Annotated in this window: 14 protein-coding genes and 1 CRISPR repeat array; of the genes, 1 reads left to right on the top strand and 13 read right to left on the bottom strand. The window is 44.2% G+C overall.

All coding sequences use genetic code 11. The annotated features are described in order from the left end of the window. Positions 1–3 precede the first annotated feature (3 nt). The 13 genes from DWW23_RS06350 to DWW23_RS06290 all read right to left on the bottom strand — a co-directional run bounded on the left by DWW23_RS06350 (position 4) and on the right by DWW23_RS06290 (position 16,008). Entirely contained in the window at positions 4–1,065 is a 1,062-nt protein-coding gene (locus tag DWW23_RS06350; protein WP_122352439.1) for a hypothetical protein, read from the bottom strand. A 15-nt stretch (positions 1,066–1,080) separates the two neighbouring features. Next, positions 1,081–2,169 (bottom strand): fimbrillin family protein, encoded by a 1,089-nt coding sequence (locus DWW23_RS06345; protein ID WP_122352438.1) that lies wholly within the window; start codon positions 2,167–2,169, stop codon positions 1,081–1,083. 13 nt (positions 2,170–2,182) lie between these two features. Then, positions 2,183–3,280, bottom strand: a complete 1,098-nt coding sequence (locus DWW23_RS06340; RefSeq protein WP_158583161.1) for a fimbrillin family protein — start codon at positions 3,278–3,280, stop codon at positions 2,183–2,185. Between the two features lie 28 nt (positions 3,281–3,308). After that, the gene (locus DWW23_RS06335) at positions 3,309–4,307 is read right to left on the bottom strand and encodes a fimbrillin family protein (protein ID WP_122352436.1); all 999 of its coding nucleotides are present in this window, start codon (positions 4,305–4,307) and stop codon (positions 3,309–3,311) included. 61 nt (positions 4,308–4,368) lie between these two features. After that, positions 4,369–5,346: a fimbrillin family protein gene (locus DWW23_RS06330; RefSeq protein ID WP_122352435.1), complete on the bottom strand. Its 978-nt coding sequence runs from the start codon at positions 5,344–5,346 to the stop codon at positions 4,369–4,371. Positions 5,347–5,777: 431 nt separating this feature from the next. Beyond that, on the bottom strand, positions 5,778–6,014 hold the full coding sequence (locus tag DWW23_RS06325; RefSeq protein WP_122352434.1) for a hypothetical protein: 237 nt from the start codon (positions 6,012–6,014) through the stop codon (positions 5,778–5,780). 139 nt (positions 6,015–6,153) lie between these two features. Continuing rightward, complete coding sequence (locus tag DWW23_RS06320) at positions 6,154–7,161, bottom strand: fimbrillin family protein (protein ID WP_122352433.1); 1,008 nt, start codon at positions 7,159–7,161, stop codon at positions 6,154–6,156. Between the two features lie 104 nt (positions 7,162–7,265). Next, entirely contained in the window at positions 7,266–8,213 is a 948-nt protein-coding gene (locus DWW23_RS06315; protein WP_122352432.1) for a fimbrillin family protein, read from the bottom strand. Positions 8,214–8,222: 9 nt separating this feature from the next. Then, complete coding sequence (locus DWW23_RS06310; protein WP_122352431.1) at positions 8,223–9,182, bottom strand: fimbrillin family protein; 960 nt, start codon at positions 9,180–9,182, stop codon at positions 8,223–8,225. A gap of 13 nt (positions 9,183–9,195) precedes the next feature. Then, complete coding sequence (locus tag DWW23_RS06305; protein ID WP_158583160.1) at positions 9,196–10,080, bottom strand: DUF5119 domain-containing protein; 885 nt, start codon at positions 10,078–10,080, stop codon at positions 9,196–9,198. A 16-nt stretch (positions 10,081–10,096) separates the two neighbouring features. Then, positions 10,097–11,413 (bottom strand): DUF3575 domain-containing protein, encoded by a 1,317-nt coding sequence (locus DWW23_RS06300; RefSeq protein ID WP_122352429.1) that lies wholly within the window; start codon positions 11,411–11,413, stop codon positions 10,097–10,099. Between the two features lie 1,016 nt (positions 11,414–12,429). Continuing rightward, positions 12,430–13,362 (bottom strand): site-specific integrase, encoded by a 933-nt coding sequence (locus tag DWW23_RS06295; protein WP_122352609.1) that lies wholly within the window; start codon positions 13,360–13,362, stop codon positions 12,430–12,432. Positions 13,363–13,878: 516 nt separating this feature from the next. Next, positions 13,879–14,436: a CRISPR direct-repeat array (repeat unit 30 nt; unit sequence GGTTTAATTGTACCTTAGTGGTATTTAAAG). A gap of 21 nt (positions 14,437–14,457) precedes the next feature. Then, positions 14,458–16,008 (bottom strand): ATP-binding protein, encoded by a 1,551-nt coding sequence (locus DWW23_RS06290; RefSeq protein WP_122352428.1) that lies wholly within the window; start codon positions 16,006–16,008, stop codon positions 14,458–14,460. A 513-nt stretch (positions 16,009–16,521) separates the two neighbouring features. Here DWW23_RS06290 and cas6 point away from each other — a divergent pair. Further along, positions 16,522–17,181 carry a CRISPR-associated endoribonuclease Cas6 gene (gene cas6 / locus DWW23_RS06285; protein WP_122352427.1) on the top strand — a complete coding sequence of 220 codons (660 nt, stop codon included), beginning with the start codon at positions 16,522–16,524 and terminating at the stop codon, positions 17,179–17,181. The last annotated feature ends 7 nt before the right edge of the window (positions 17,182–17,188 follow it).

The following is a 17,188-nucleotide window of genomic DNA, read 5'->3' as shown; positions in this document are numbered from 1 at the left end:
ACATCACGCACCTCCCAAATCTCCACCCAGTTCGACCAGGCTTCCCCATTCATCCACCGAATAAGATGTACTGACTTCCTGTTCACCGCTACCGACCTGTCCCTGGTTATTGTCTACTGTAGTCCAGGGAGAGACAGTGACTATAAACTTCACGAAATCCCAGCCATAATTCACCTCAAACATATATCGCTTACCCGGCTCAAAAGCCAGGTGGTTGATTTTAGCTGAGACATTTGTTTCGACCGGAGAATTACTACCCTCTGCTATCTTGAGTCTTATATTGGCTTTAAACGATCCGTTCGTTCTCGGATAAACGATCAACGGCTTTTTCTGGATATTATAATGCTTACCGGTTCTTCCGCTCGGATCATTTTCATGATAATCAAATGTCGGGTCACTTGCATCATTTTGTATATAGATGGAGGTATAACGCTCCGTTTCACCTACTCCGGGAATAATCAGTTCATTTTCCGGTAAACGATAGTTATCTACCAACACATTACCCTGATCATCCGTATAGGTCACCATATCCTCGATCTCGATCTGTACAACATCAAATGCAGTAATCGGAGTGTTGTCTTTTACCACACGTACTGTAAATGTGATCTGCGAAGCCAAGTGCTTCAAATTATCCAGCGTGATCGTTGTTGCTTCCGAACGCATTTGTGCACGGGTCGTCGATCCCAGTGCATCGACCTGTGGTCCGATCTTTCCGTAACGCCCGTCTCCGGTCAATGTCTGTCCGGGTACGATCGCACAAAAATCGTAGGTACCTGCCGAAAGGAACATATCCGACGAATTGTCAACTTCCAAACCGTTTCCGGCAACATTTACCTTATACTGGGTTTGCGCCACAAAAGCCTTCGTATTAGGGTTATAAGCGGCAATCGTCACCTTATCACCGGCTGCAAGCACCGTCTCTTCAGCGACCGTTGCCCGTGTTATTGCCGCTATTTCCGGCAAGGTGAAACTGACGGGATAACGGGCATCCTTATTCGGCAGGTCCGCCTGATCCCGGCAAGCAGTAAATAGCAATAGCAATAGTATAATATATCCTGTTTTCATTTTCCTGTCTGTCTTTTATATCGGGTCCACTTCTACGATCTCATCCAGATTCACGCCGTCTACCACCCAGGGATCTATCCTCGGCAGCGAGAAGCTGGCGGAGTTACGTGTGATGGTTGCGTCGAAAGTGTATGTATATCCTCCTTTCAGAACCAGTTCGGAGGCATCGCCCGTCGCCATCATACGCGCTGTATAGCTTTTCGAGGGTAACGTATTTGTTCCGTTGTCAAAACTCAACCCGGTAAAATCCATCTGCAAAGGAATACCTCTGGCAGTCGTCGACACCGGAAGCAGGATAAAGGAGACGGTAAAAGTAAGGTTGTCATCCCCTTTCACTGCCTCTTTCTGCTGTCCGTCGGGTTGTTCCAGCGGCACACCACCGGTAGCAGGAACCGGATCGCTTCCATCGGTCGTGGCACGCGCAGGCCAGTAGATCATGGTAGACGGTGCAGAGGAACTCGACGACCAGGAGGCGGACAAGTCGATATAACTGTCCGTACTGTCGACAGCCGCAATACCGACAACCAGCCCCGAAGCAGTTGTATATCCGTTCGTGCCGGCCGGGCTGACCTTCAATACGATTTGAGTTGCCAGATGGCGGAAAGCCAGAGGGATCAGATCTGAAGTAGTCGATATGGAAAAGCCACTACCGCCATTGTCATTTACTGCCATCAAATAATCGACACCGTTACGAAGTGAAACCGTACGGCAATTGCTACTCAAGCCAGGTACGGCAACCTGGGCACTATTGGTCGACAAAGCATAGAAACGGTATCCAGCGGCACTCTCCACCTTCATGGCTCCACCGGTCGGTACTAATTCGTCGGCTGTTCCCGCAGCGTTATTCCGAACCGTGTACGTATTGGAGTAAGCCGCTTTTTGCATCTCAGAAGGAGTCGCTCCTTTCCAGACATGTACCGCCACATTGGCCCCATCCGTCAACGCCGTCGTCCCTCCGAGGGTACGGCTCACTTCCGGCTTCTCTGTCGAAGCGGTGAAACCCAGTTCCACCGCCCCGTCGGAGAAGTCCGTCCATTTATCATGCGTACATGCCCCAAAACAGAGCAGCATGATGCCACCTCCTATCCATTGTATCCCCTTCATTCTTCTTTTCCGATTAATTGTCCGTAATATCTCCTATCTCACCTCCGGCACTACCCGACACCCACGAATCGACAGTCACGCCGCTGAACTTTATCTCACTGCCCGACAAGGTCAGTGTATACCGGTTACTTTCCCCGGGGTTCCAGCCGGCACTGGCATCCAGTTTCCCGGTATAAGTGTGGGTGGCATATATTGTACCTCCTATGCAAATATTTGTCACTACCACCGCTACCCACAATTTCTGAACATTACCAGCTGAAGCTCCCAGCAAAGGCAACATATTATAGGTAGCGACCTGTGTCGCCGGAGTAGTCGATGCCGATTGATAGTTATCCAGTTTGACCACCTGCATCGATGCCATATTCGTATAGTCCGTCAACTGTTCTTTACCATTTGTGGTAGTTACATTACATGCGATGGGTGAACCACCCGTTAAATTGTTGAAACGTATCTCGCCCGAATTCAGACGCATATATGAATTTGCCGGATCGGTTTGCTGCACATAGACCTTGGCGAGGGCAAAATTCTCGGCTGCACTCGCATTCTCCGCCCCTACGTTTCCACCGAATATGATCGTCAACTGTACCTGTGTCCCTTTATGGGCAAACTGCAGGGGGACTTCGATACTGGCCGTTCCGAATTGTATGGCCTTATCGCCCTTTGCATGCAGATAATCGACACCATTTTTCAGGATCGCTTTCGTCGTGCCGTTCCCGTTGACGGCATCCCCCATAACGGGCTTGCCGTCGGTCGCCGTCGTGTCAAACTCCGGGACAGTTTCCGTACTACTGTTGGTTGATATGGCATAAAAGCCAAATGTACCCGAAGGAAGGATCATGGCTTTAGCAGCGTCGCCGGAGGGAACCAATTCGGTTCCGCTTACCGTATACTCCTTAGGCACGATCACCGGGCTTGTAACGCCTGATTTCTGTCGGTAGGGATGGATACGTACCTTTGCTGCATCCACCAGATTTTCCCGGTCGGTCCGGGTTCCGGCAGAGGTGCGGAAATGAATTTCCGGCAGCACTCCGTCGGGGTCGGGGTCATTAAACAGCTTGTCGGCAGTACACCCCGTCAGCGACAAGAGACAGATCATTACGATGTATTTCATTTCAGTTCCTGTATATATCATGGTTTCTCTAATCTTCAGTTACATCTTCATCGGGGAGCGAACCGGTCTTTCCTGTCCACGGATTGACAGATACTCCTTTGAATGCGATATCGTTGCCGGTTATATTTACTTTGTATGTATATTGGTTGCCGGAAGCGAATCCGCCGTCCGGTGTCGTTATATCCAGTGTATAAATTTTATCCGTTTGTACCAGTCCGTTGAATGTAATCGACGGGAACGTGATCGTCACGGGAATGGTTTGTGCAGCCTTCATTGGCAGCAGGATATATTCGGCGGTAAAGCCGGAGGTCGGGTTGCCGACGCTTTCTACTGTCGTATATGCGTTAATATCGGTGACCGGCACACCGACAGCGACAGGGGGATTGGCTCCCAGGGTGATTTTCGAACCGCCCGGATTTGTAGCAGCAAAAGTGATTTTCGGTGCCGTAGCTGCCGTTATCTTTTCATCGTTATCACCCTCGCTGACAATCGTTATTTTCAGGCTGGTAGCCAGACGGTGAAAGGCAAGGGCGACGTTTTGTGTTTCTCCCGGTTGGGAGGTGATAGCGGTATGAGAGACACAATAGAGGTAGTCGGTCTGATTACTCAATTGTACGGTTTCTGAAAACGAACCGCTGCTTAATGCAGGAAGTGCTGCCTCCTTATTGACCGACAAGGCAAAAAAAGTATAGTTGCCGGCAACAAGATACATAAGCCCTTCGTCACCGGTAACCGTCAGATTTCCATTCCCACCCGATGCCGCATAAGGACGGCTGACCACTGCGGCTGCCATTGGAGTCGCTTCCGTCTCCTGTGCATAGGCATAGACCACAACCTGTACTCCATCTGCCAGGTATGTGTCTGTGGCTTTCGTCGACAGATCGATCGAGCTGTTGAAAGAGATAGCAACCTTTTCTTCGTCAGGTACCGGAACCGGCTCGCCGCCATCTCCCGGAAGAGCGATGTCGAAAACACAACCGGTCAGGAGAAAAGCCAGACATAGGTATAATGGATAAGAATGGTTCATGTTCGATTAATTTATATATTACATATTTAAATCCGTAAAGTCAGTTCGCAAACATCCCTCTTTATGGTTCTGTCGGGGTCAGCGCACCACCGGTCTGTTCTGACCAATTGGCCACTGTTGCTCCGGTAAATTCTATCTTGTTCGCTTTCAACGTTGCGGTATAGGTGTACTGATTACCGGAAGTGAAAGCGCTGCTGGTCGATGCCGGGGCAGTAAGCGTTGCTGTATATTGTTTATCTGCTTCATCACGCCCACCGATTTTTACTTTTACATTCAGAGTGACGGTGGGATTCTGTCCACTTCCCAAGGGAAGCATGATGTAAGAGGCGGTAGCTTTTTTACTTACAACTGCTGTCGTTGTCATATTTACGGCTGCTGTAAGTGTCGTTGCCGAAGTAATCACTCCATCTGCCAAATTCATCTTTACAGTTGTTGACGGATCTGGCGGAGTAATTGTGGCATTATCATTATCGGTTGCGGCCGTAGCTTTCCATGCTGTCAGTTCCACGCCATCACCGGATTCAACATTGATAATGATTTTAACGGCTTTGCGATGGAAATCAAGGGTAACCACTTTATCCGTATTTGTCGGGACATTAAAATTTGCAGAAGTAGCCCAGATATAGTCCACTCCATTGGCTAATACATCAGAAACACCGCTGGTAAATACCGGTGCAGCAATAGCTGAATTAGTAGATACCGCATAAAAGTCATAATCTCCTTTGGGGAGATACATAACATAACTAGCATCTCCTTCAAATGTACCGACTGTCGAACCCACTGTATATCCTTTTGAGACGATAGCATCTGTAGAGGTAACAGTAGCATCTTTCGTATATGCGGAGATCGTCGCTTTTACTCCTGTTGCGACATCCGTAGTATTAGCTTTTGTCAATGTCATATCCATATTACCGCTAAAACGAACGGCATATTCCCCCTTCTCGTTGATCTGCGGTTTTTCCAGCAGTTCATCCGAGGTGCATCCGCTGACCACTAAGAGCGCCAAAGGGATGGATAGTAATAAATGGGTTGTTTTCATGTTTGTTTCAATATTGTTTGTTGCAGATATTATCAGATGTGAGCTATCCCTTTATCAAAGTCAGAGGTCGCTATCCCCTTATCAATGTGACTTCGCCATTACAGGTTCATTTGCCGTCAGTTTTAACTGACGGTTTACAAGTTGTTTCTCTGTTATTGGCTTTAGCCACATTTCTCTTCACATAGAGAGACTGTTTAAATGGGACTAAAGTCCAAAGAGAGAGAGAGAGCATTTACTAATCCGTCGGTTAAAACCGACGGCAAATGAACCTATAACTGGGGTAACTGACTCCCGATGATGATAGGGGATCATAAAAAACCCCATCATCTTTTAACAGATAATGGGGTTCAGATATAAAGGGATATTACTTCTTTTACTAAATAAGGTCGTTCTTTTTAAGCAGATCTTCCAGTTCCTTCTCGATTTCAATATTATAATTCATCGAGTAACTCTCTGGCGGGTCTTGTTCTTCCGGCTTTAACATCTTTCAATCCGGCATCGATCCCTGCCAGAAGTTCTTCTTTACTGATCGTCGCTTCCTTGCCAGCCTGCCCTTTTAATTTCTCATAGGCATGCTGAAGTTTCTTCAACAAATCCATATCATCTACTTCTGTCAATATATCACGTACCAGCATTGCCTTGCGCGCCTCTAATTCCAGTGTTGTCATATAAGTCTCCTCTCTTTTTAGGATTACTATCACAAAGATAGTAAAAAAGATAACATCGCCTATATTACCTGAACCCCATCATGTCAAAGAACGTTTTTTATTATTGTAAAGGATGGGCAAACCCCACCCCTACAAATAATTAATTAGGTACTACCGGCAGATCGCCACCTGTGGCATCTACCCAATCGACGACTTCGGTAGAAAGGGTGATGAAGTCTTTGGCTGTTTCGCTATATAATAAGGTGTACAGATAGGATTTACCTGCTTCAAGACCGGTGGCAGGAACTTTGGGAGCGATCGTTACTGCCTTATCCTGGTCGCTAGCGTCTTTCAAATTCAGAACAAAAGACAGACCGGATGCAGTATTTGCCGCCATTTCAGCACCTGATTTGGGAAACAACATCAATTGTTTGGGAATGTCTAATGTAGATGCAGCAGTGACTTCTGCAGCGACTACCGGTTGGTAAAGGGTGAAAATATTACCGCTAGCACCGGTTGCACTTAAATTACTCCAACTACCGTCAGTGATACTCATGGTGCCTTTATCATTATCCTTTATCTGGATATTTACGATGGTGACTTTATTTGCAGTCTCCGTATTCTTGAACTTGAAACGTACCTGTGTCAGGGCATGTTTGAATACCAGTTTCTGAGTGTTACCGGCCTCCGCGGTTGTACGTTTATAACCCTCAATAGGTACGGCGTACATATAATCAACCTGTGCATCCGGAGTCTTGACCAATGTGACCTGTAGTTTGGGAGAACCACCGGCAGTAGGAACTTTTATACCATCACCGGAAGCATCAGCCGTTGTATGCGGATAATAGGCATAGAAGTTATAGATGTTATCCTCCGTATAAGTTTTTAGCGGAGAATAATCCAGTCCTCCCGAACCGTTCGAGGTAGCTTCGGTGTTGTCCATTTCATTACTCGTCGCCCATGCAGGGGTCGCTGCATCCGTAAGCGCATAAATCCCGATTTTCTCCCCATCCGGAATATTCGTTCCGCTTACCATTGCTTTTGTTTCTACCTGTACGGTTGTACCGAAGGTGATGGCGTTGGCATCTGGTTTGTTCTGCCATTCGTCGTGGTCGGAACAGGCTGTGGCGGCAAATGCTACCGCTGCTAATAAAATTAGATTTTTCATTGTTACTATACTTTTAATATTAATACTTGTTTCGTTGTTTGTATTTTTACACACCCTCTGCCCCCTCTCGGAGAGGGGAAAAGTTACTCCTGGTTTCTACCTGGCTAGGTTTCTCCTGTATCTACATTGCCTCCGTCTACCGGTTGCCAGGATTCGACTGTACCCTGAAAGCCGATGCCGTCGGTTGCGTACCAGACCGTATAGAGGTAGGAGAAGCCGGCTTTCCATCCGCCTGCAGGTGTGGTCGGTTTCACTTCGTATGTCTTTCCATCGATCGTGATACTGAACACCTGCGACTTCATGACTTCTTCGCTGACAGGCAACTGGAGCAAAGCAGCCGGTACTTCATAGAAAGCATCTTTCGGAAGCGGCAACAGTTTCGTGGGCGAATACAACGTGAAAGAGGTAAAGGTGTTTGTCTTCGTCTCGTTCGCTTCGCTCCATGTACCGTCTCCCAATGAGAGAACACCGCTACCCGGCGCTTTCAACGTGATACTATTCAAGGATACCTCTTTGTCGCTCCCGTTCCAGATCCGTACACATACCTGACATAAGGCATGACGGAAGGTAAACTTCCGGACACCTGTTACACCTCCCGCCTCCGGCGTTACCCCCGGCAGGGATGCCCACAGATAGTCGTCCTGCGACTGTGCATTTGGTGCCAGACTGACAGACAGCGAAGGAGCTTTTTCCGTATCCGTATAATTGGATACTGTATACGGATAACAGGCATAGAAGTTGTATTTCTTATCCTTTTCATAATATTTCACCGGATCGTAATCGATCGCCCCTTCGGCTTCGACCGTCCCCATCAGGTTGTTCATGACAACTGTTCCTCCAACGCCACCGCTCCCACCGGAGGCGGCAAAAAGACCGATACGGCTACCGGACTGCAATACGGTTCCCGATACCGGACCTGTCGCCTTACTCACCTCTACCGAGATACCCGATACGAAGCGGATAGCATCCAGAGCCGGAGGCAATGCCCTGTCTTCCGGCGAACAACCGGAAAACAAAACGGTACAAACCATATATATCAATAACCGTTTCATCCTGTATATTTATTTTACCGCAATACCCGGGCCCAACACATACTGCCATTCCGTAACACTGGTCGACAACTGGATGGAAGACGCTCCGTAAGTGATCGTATATTCGTAAGAACACCCCGCTTTCATTCCTCCCGATGGTAAGGTCAATGTCAGACCAGTCTTATCCGTTGGTGTACTACCACCCTCTTCCGTCACACTCATATCGAATGTATAGGCTGTTCCTTCTGCCGAAACAGGCAAAAGCATCAACTGTCCTTCCACCAGGTAGGAGGCATTCGCTGCAATCTCTTTTCCGGCAGCCGGGCCATACAGATGATAGGTTGCCGACGCTCCCGCAGAACTCCATGTTCCGTTGCTGATATCCAGTGTCGCGCTACCGGGAGCATGTATTGTCAGCGAGTTCAGGGTTTGTTTCTTTGTTGTTCCGTTAATCAGTTTCACCGTCACCTGTGTCAGGGCATGGTTAAACTTCAAAACCTGTGCATTATTACTCGGCCCCTGGTTCTCCACCGAAGTCGCATACATATAATCGACCTGATCCGACGGGGTTGTCTGAAAGGTGCAGGCCAGCTTTGGCGACTGACCGGTAGCCGGGGCTGTTATCGTCGCACTGTAAGGGTAATAACCGAAGAAACTGTATTTAGCAACATCTTTATACATCTTTGCCGGATCGTAGGTCAAGCCGCCGTTACCGTTGGCGGTACATACGACATTTCCCATCAGCAGGTTATTCGCCGAACCATCCATCGCATCCGTCCAGACAGGTATTCCCCCACCGGGATTTTCAAGTGCATATACACCGACCTGGGTGCCGCCCGTAAACTGCGTACCCGTCACCGGTCCTCCTTTCGTCTGTATCCCCGATTCAAACCGGATCATTCCTGCCTCTACCCGAGTATCGGAAATATCATTATCCGCACAGGCGCTCAACAGAGCCAGACCGCTTAACATTAATACTGTTGTTTTCATTTGACTATTCTTATTAATTATTTTTTATCGGGATCTCAGGCCCTTTTCCTTCTACCCATTCGATAATACGGACTTCCAGCCGGACTCCCTCGGGAGTGATAACCACGTCTACTTCGGCCCCGTTACCCGTTTCCTCCCCTAAATCGGCTAGCTGGTCGGAAATATCCAATTCCACAGTCTTTTCCGTCCCGTCGGCAAAAGAGATATCCAGTTTCAGGTTCTTATCCGGAATATCGGGCGAACCTTCCTTCTGCTTCAATACGGTAAAGACAAGTACTGCTCCACTGAACACCTCACCGGAACGGTCGATCGGAATATCCGTTTCACCGGCGGAGGAAGGGATCGGCTGGCCTGTGCTCAGGTTCAACGCAGACGCCACATTCAGTAAGCAGCCGGCAACAGCCTCGATTTCACGATGATCGGTTATCTTCACATTGAAAGTGATCCGGTGGACCATCGGCTTCGGAGTAACGGAAAGATCGGTGACTTTCTTTTCCGTCACTTCGCAACGTGCCAGCGCCGCCGAAAAAAGCCAGTCGGGCTGACCGACCAACCCTGCCGAACGGCTGACAGGCGAGACATAGGCTTCTGCCGTTTCGAAACGCTCTTCCCCCCTGAAACCAATACTCGGTGTCGGTTTGTTACGTAACAGGACCTGATAGGTCCCTACCGGCAGGCTTCCATTGAAAGAGGTTGTATCTCCATCCATATCATACACCTGTCCGTCTTCCGCATAGAAGCGTATTCCCATATTCTCCCCGATCTGCGCTTCCGGGGGTAACTTTCCCCAATCGAACGTAAACTGCACACGGCTCATGACCGGTTCGGTAAATTCCTTTTTACAGGCGGGAAGGCTTCCCAGTAAAATCCATAATCCTATATGTATGATCCGTTTCATCTGCATTCTGCCCTCATTAAAACCGGTATATCAACGAACAATGTGCCCCCGTCGGCCCCAGGTAATACTTCTTATGGGGCTGATCTTTATAGTAAGCCGGTGCATCATAATAATAGGTGTCATACTTCACATGAGCGAAGCCGGCCCTTATCCCCAGTTCCAGGCAAAGTGCCCGATTGAGCGGAAAGACATACCCATAGGAAAGTCCGCCACCCTCATAGGAACCGACAAATCCTTTCGAGTTATAGAACATAAAATCGAAATCCCCCAAGTGACCATATACCCCTAGGTAATGCCCGGTAAAACCATACTCCTTTCCCCAAAGCCAATAGCGGAACTCGGGACTGACTTCCCACACACTCCAGGTTTTCGGATGGCTGCTCCTGGTCTGCCAGTCGGCGTATACCCCTTCCAGGTGAAAGGAAAAAGCGTTGCCGAAATAACAGTCGAACGTCAGGTTCGGTGACAATAAAGCCCAGTACAATAGATTCGTTGACAAGGATATACGGGGTACTGCCTGTATTTCTTGCCGTGATATTTTTTCTTTCGGTTGCTTTTCTTCCGGTTGTTGTATCACCGGTTGTTGCTGTATCGGTTGTTGCTGTACCGTCTGTTGCTTTACGGGTTGTTGTTTTACAGGTTGTTGTTTTGCCGGTACTTCCGGGACGGTTCTCAGCGGAGTTTCGGATTTGACCGGTGCTTTTGTCCGTTGTATCGGAATAGCCAGCCGGTAATCATCCACCTCCGAGCGATCGAACAACGGATCATTGATAACGTAAACGTCTTTCCTATATCCGTTCGATTCGCCGTTACGATATAAATTGACATAAGGAACACCTCCATAGCGGGTTATCTCTTTTTTCATGGCTTCCGGTGAATCTTCCTCACTGTAACAAATCGCCATATTCGCATACGCCGGCAGAGGTGAACGGACGAGGTAGACATGTACCTTATCGCGATAATCGCCGCTCCGGTCTATATAGAAAGCCATAGATTCTTCCGGGATTGCCAGTTTGGATAGTATGTACGCATGTATATAAGAAGCATGCCGGGATGCTTTATTGATTACCTGGGTATTAGCATAATTAAAAGCGCTGACATGGGCTACGATCAACAAATGATAAGCGCCTGCCTGTATTTTACTTCTGACGGGGATTAATTCGTTTTCCATACACCGGAGCATCTCCTGATTATCTCCGCAATCTTCTTCCAGAAGTTCAACTCCTTCAGGAAAAGAGAACAGGAAAGAGGCTGTACGGATATAACTCTGAGCTATTAGATCCGGCATACAAAGCATACAGAAAAGTAAAATCAGCAAGGCTGTTTTTCTCATTTTTTTTACCCTTTATTTGTATCTCTATTGCCAATAGAGATACAGATCGCCTTATCTGCTGTTTATCTGCCACTTATGCTTATCAATTAAGATTTGATAGTTTTCTTTAAGGAATCAGAGACTGTAAAATAATTATAAAATACGAGTGTTCACACTTTGTTAATAATTATATATTCGTTGTTTTTCAGTGTATAACGAAAATATTTATTTATTATCTTTGCAGAGTGATTTAGATAATTAAACTTAATGTATCTCTATTGGCAATAGAGATACACTCTTCTTTTAGGAACAAACTTTGAATATCAAACGCTTTTTAAAATTCCTGTCTTCCTTATTTTTTTAGCGTTATTTATACTTTCCACCGAGGAAAAGACCCTGTTTATCATTCTGTTTCTTTTCCGGTAAATCTGGTCAAATATTGTCACATATATCTACTTTTTCAATACAGGCATTACTTCTAAAAACTCAAACCAGCGTTGTTTTATCGGGGATAAGGCCCTTTTCGCCGTCGCCAAAACGGTTATAACGGTTATTTCCCGGCGGCTAGTTGTCACCATCCGGCAGCAAACATCCATTTACCCGGCAGCTAGTTTCATTTACCTGCCAGGTAATCCCGACCAGCCGGCAGGTAAATGGAGTTACCGATTCCCCAAAAGCCCGTTCAACCGGAATTTTACTGTTTTTATACTCCGGAAGGAGGAAAAAACCGGACTAAATCGGAAAAGAAATTTGTCAGTATTCGGAGAGAAATAGATACAGCTTTGAAAACTACCCGGCAGACAATCGAAAACATACTAACAATAAGTAAGTCAATTCATGTCTTTTCTTATTTCCTGCCTTCCCTAAACTCCACGAGAAGAGCTTATTTAAACCACTCTTTAACCTTCTATACATAGAATAGAAAGAAGATAGGGGTAAATTGACAAAAAGATAGATTTTCTTTGGGGAGGTGGGATGATGTTATGAAAGGTACAAGTCTTTAAAGGATATGCACCTTTCTTTGTATATCCAGACTATTATTCCAGATTGATCACTTTGTGGTTCAGTCTTCTCATTACGCCTTCGTCGAACGAATCCAGATAGATCTGTGTGGTCCGTTCGCTGGCATGTCCCAGGTAAGAGCTAATGACGGCTGTAGGCATCAATTTATTACGTGCTGCCGTAGCCCATGAGTGACGCGCCATATAGGAAGACAGGGATTCGGTGATATCTGCCATTTCCGCTATCTTTTTCAAATGCCGGTTGAAGTTTACCAACGCACTTCGATAGTGTTTATAGTTTTCCGCATCGTCGGCATCGTCGGATAATACAGGCCAGACATAACGGCTGTCGGTACGATACCTCTCGATGATTTCCTGTAACGGAGATTCCGCAAAAAAGGATATCTGCCTGCCGGTCTTTATACGTTCGTAACAGATTATTTCGTGTTCTATCCTTGCATGTTCGAGATTCACCATATCTGCAAATCCCATCCCACAGGCATAGAAGCTGAAAAGAAACATATCTCGCGACATAGCCAGCGAGGAGCTTTTTTCCAGTTCCAGGTTCTTGATCCGTTTCAGCCATTTCCGGGGCAGCGACCGTTTCCGGGTAGGCATGGCTTCCGTCGAGATCCCTATAAAAGGATTCATACGGGGCCTGATCACTTTCTCTTTCACGGCTTTGTTATAGAGGGCTCGCAGGTTCCGCAGATAGTAATGTACAGTATTCTCACAGCATCCTTCCTGCAGTAACCAGCCCTCATAGGCTTTCAGCATCTCGAATCGGAACAACTGAAACGGTACCCGTTGGCTCCCAATAAACTGCACCAGCGATTTCACGCTATTCCGATAGGCTTGTGCCATCCCATAGCGTCCTCCCCTCTCCATCTCATCTATCACCCCCACTGCATAAACCACAAACCCATTCCGCGCCATTCCCTTTTTCTTCATCTGATTGTTCTCTTCCATATTCATTTCCTTGTTTAAATTGTTATTGGCATGGAATATAACAGAAAAAGAGAGGGGATGAATTTGGAGAGAATACCAAGATGGTACAATTAAGTTAATACTTCGATCCGGGCACGAAACTCATCTATGCCATCTTTAAATACCACAAAGGTACAATTAAACCAGAACGGATTGGACCACAAAACAGGTGACTGTAAAATTTAAATACCACAAGGTACAATTATACTATGCAAATATAAAAAACACTTGGACAAATTGGATAATAAAACTTACAGATATATTAATATAATGTATATTTGGAAGCGTTATTCTGCTTTAGTGACCTATAATGTAAAATAGGTTTGTCTTTAATACAGTAGAAACATATGGCTTGAAAGGTATAAGAGTTATATGATAGTTGTCGATCCCCGGGGTATTTTATACAATTGAAGGTCGACAACTTTCATTGATAAATAAAGAAGGGACAAACAGGCTTAGAGAGTGTTTAGAATAAGGAGAACCTAAAAATTTTATAGGGGTTTAATTGTACCTTAGTGGTATTTAAAGAACATTAATTCCTGTTCACGAAACATAAGGGATAAAGGTTTAATTGTACCTTAGTGGTATTTAAAGAACATTAATTCCTGTTCACGAAACATAAGGGATAAAGGTTTAATTGTACCTTAGTGGTATTTAAAGCATTTAAGGCTCATCAAATTGTGAAATCAGGGAGAGGGTTTAATTGTACCTTAGTGGTATTTAAAGACAGTTAATGCGACCTACCTGGCAGCCGACAAAATCGGTTTAATTGTACCTTAGTGGTATTTAAAGAATTGTGGTTTGCGGAGATAAAAACGAATAACTAAGGTTTAATTGTACCTTAGTGGTATTTAAAGAGACAGATATGCGTAAGGGGATGAACTCGTTATGCGGGGTTTAATTGTACCTTAGTGGTATTTAAAGACAACATTCCCCGTCGATGGGGAGCCGGGCTTATTTGGTTTAATTGTACCTTAGTGGTATTTAAAGATTGTAGAAAATTCTCATGATGGAAAGAAAGCTCTGGTTTAATTGTACCTTGGTGGTATAATCTCATTTTGCCCAATTGCACCTGTGTTAAGATTCAACTCTCCATTCCTCTATATTACGTGTCTTTATGCTAAAATTCACTCCAATCTTAAATATTTTCCGGGGATCAGCAGTAAAAGGAAGAGCATAGCCTTTTTCATTTATCTGGCGCAAAGCCTCATCGGCTGTACCTTCTAATTTAAATTCCATAACATAGATAAATTGATCTGTCTGCAAAACAAGGTCAATACGTCCCTGTGAAGTATGATATTCTGCCTTCACATAAAGACCTATCAGTTTAAAAACTATAAACAGGACATTTTGATAATGTAATTCCAGATCGCGAATCAGTTCATAAGGTGTATCGGCAAAAAGACTTTGCAAGCGATGGAAAAAAGCGTCATAATCTCCGGCACGTACCTCACGGACAAATTGCTGGATATGGAAAGAGGAATCAACCTTATTGGTATTTGCATAAAAAGGAAGCAGATACTTCATAAAACCTTCTTCCACTTCACGATTGGGAAAACCGAGACGATAAGTACCAAATTCACGGTTATATCCTTTGATTGTGAGATAGCCACTTTGGTATATTACTGGAATCGGATTGGTAGAAGTCGAATCAAGGCTATTTAGCACATCAGCATCAGTTTCCGTATGTGCCATATTGTAAAGATTATAATTTGAACGTTTAAGTAGTTTTACTAAATAAGTCGGCGTACCAGTTTCAAACCAGTAATTACCCATCTGCAGATACTTAAATGTATTAAGTAGACTAAATAGATTATAAACGCCAGGACAATCCGGTACAAAATGATAACCGTCATAACAGTTCTTTAATTCAATACTAGCTTCTTCATCCGTTATATGCAGAGAAGAGGCCAATGCCCGAATGTCTTCACCGAAATATTCATGCAACTCAACTTCATTAATACCACAAACAGAAGCAAAGGGAGTTCTCATTGAAATATCATCCAAATTATTCAAGTCGCTGAATACACTTACTTTACCGAACTTTGTTACACCTGTCAAAAAAGCAAATTTGATATATCCATCCATACTCTTCAATACACCGTAAAATGCTTTTAATGTATTACGATACTCCTCCTGTAACTCATCATTGTCTATAGCTTGCAGCATCGGCTTGTCGTATTCATCAATTAAGATAACCACTCGTTGGCCTGTTCTTTCGTAGGCTAGGCGAATCAAGGTAAAAAGGCGGTCATCAATCGTTTGATCAGTACTACTTGAGCCATATTGTGCTTCATAAATCAGCAACTGACGATCGACTAGTCTAATCAAATCATCTTCTGTATCAAATTTTTTTGCATTAAGATCTAGATGAATAACAGGATATTCAATCCAGTCCTTTTCCAACTTTTCCATTGCTAAGCCAGTAAACAACTCCTTCTTACCTAGAAAGTAGGCTTCCAATGTAGATATCAATAAACTTTTACCAAATCGACGTGGTCGGCTCAAGAAATAATAACTACCAGTCTTCACCAATTGATAAACCAAAGCTGTTTTATCAACATATAAATATCCTTCTTTTCGAATTTTCTCAAAATTTTGTATGCCAATGGGGTAAAGCTTTGCCATAAATTTATTTGATTGAAAATGACACTTTTTATTAATGAAAATTGTCTACCTACAATTGTATAAATCACATCTTAATCAAAATCACCAACATGATCCTTCTATATCATATTATATTTCATACCATAATGGTTCAATTAATTTTTATCAACAATACATGCTCTCACGCAAAAGATCAATACACTGTTCCTATTCCACTAAGGTACAATTAAGAAGCAGTGATAGTAAAATTTTAATTACTACAGACTTTTTCTTTAAAGAAGAAGTCCTATTAATTTAAATGTACACAATACTACTTCAATGAATAATCAGTACGAAGATAAGAAAATAAAAAGAAATGACCATTTGAAAGTTTTTAAGGAAGGCTCTCTTAGCAATGAATACATTTTTAAACACGAATATTAATATTTATTCACCGTGTTTTATTCCTAGTGTATTGTTATTTTATAATTTTGCAATCACAAAAAAAGAAATAAATAGCTCAACAAACATAAAACAATAATTAACATACAAAAGATGAGACTACATATCATAACCACAAGCAATACAACAATAGTTCCTTTCAATTACCAACAAAAACTTATTGGAACTGTACATAATTGGCTAGGTAAAAATGAGTTGCATGACAAAATATCTCTTTATTCGTTTTCTTGGCTAAAAGGAAGTAAAATATACAAAAATGGTCTGACCTTCCCTAAAGGTGCGAATTGGTTCATTTCTTTTCATGAAGATATATATATAAAAAACCTTGTGAATCAAATCTCAGAATATCCTAACATATTTTGTGGCATGAAAGTGAGAGAGATTATCATTCAGGAAACACCCGATTTATCCACTCAAAATCATTTTCAACTCGGAAGCCCTGTCTTTATAAAACGCTTTTATGACGACAACCATAAACACTTCACCTATAAAGACGAGAACAGCGGAGAGTTGATGGCAGAAACTCTGAGGCATAAAATGCAGATTGCGGGATTACCGGAAGATCCTTCTCTAAAGATTGAGTTCGACCTTAGTTATCCCAATAAGAAAGAAAAACTCGTTACGATCCATAATATCAGTAATAAATGCAGTATGTGTCCCCTGATTATTCATGGCACACCTCTGACAAAAGCCTTCGCATGGAATTGCGGCATCGGATCTTTAACTGGTAGTGGTTGCGGTTCAATAATCTAATAGTCAC

Source organism: Parabacteroides sp. AF14-59, from assembly GCF_003479515.1.
Classification (GTDB): Bacteria; Bacteroidota; Bacteroidia; order Bacteroidales; family Tannerellaceae; genus Parabacteroides; species Parabacteroides faecis.
Note: the sequence above shows the minus strand (reverse complement) of the source record. Positions and strands in the feature narration are given on the sequence as shown.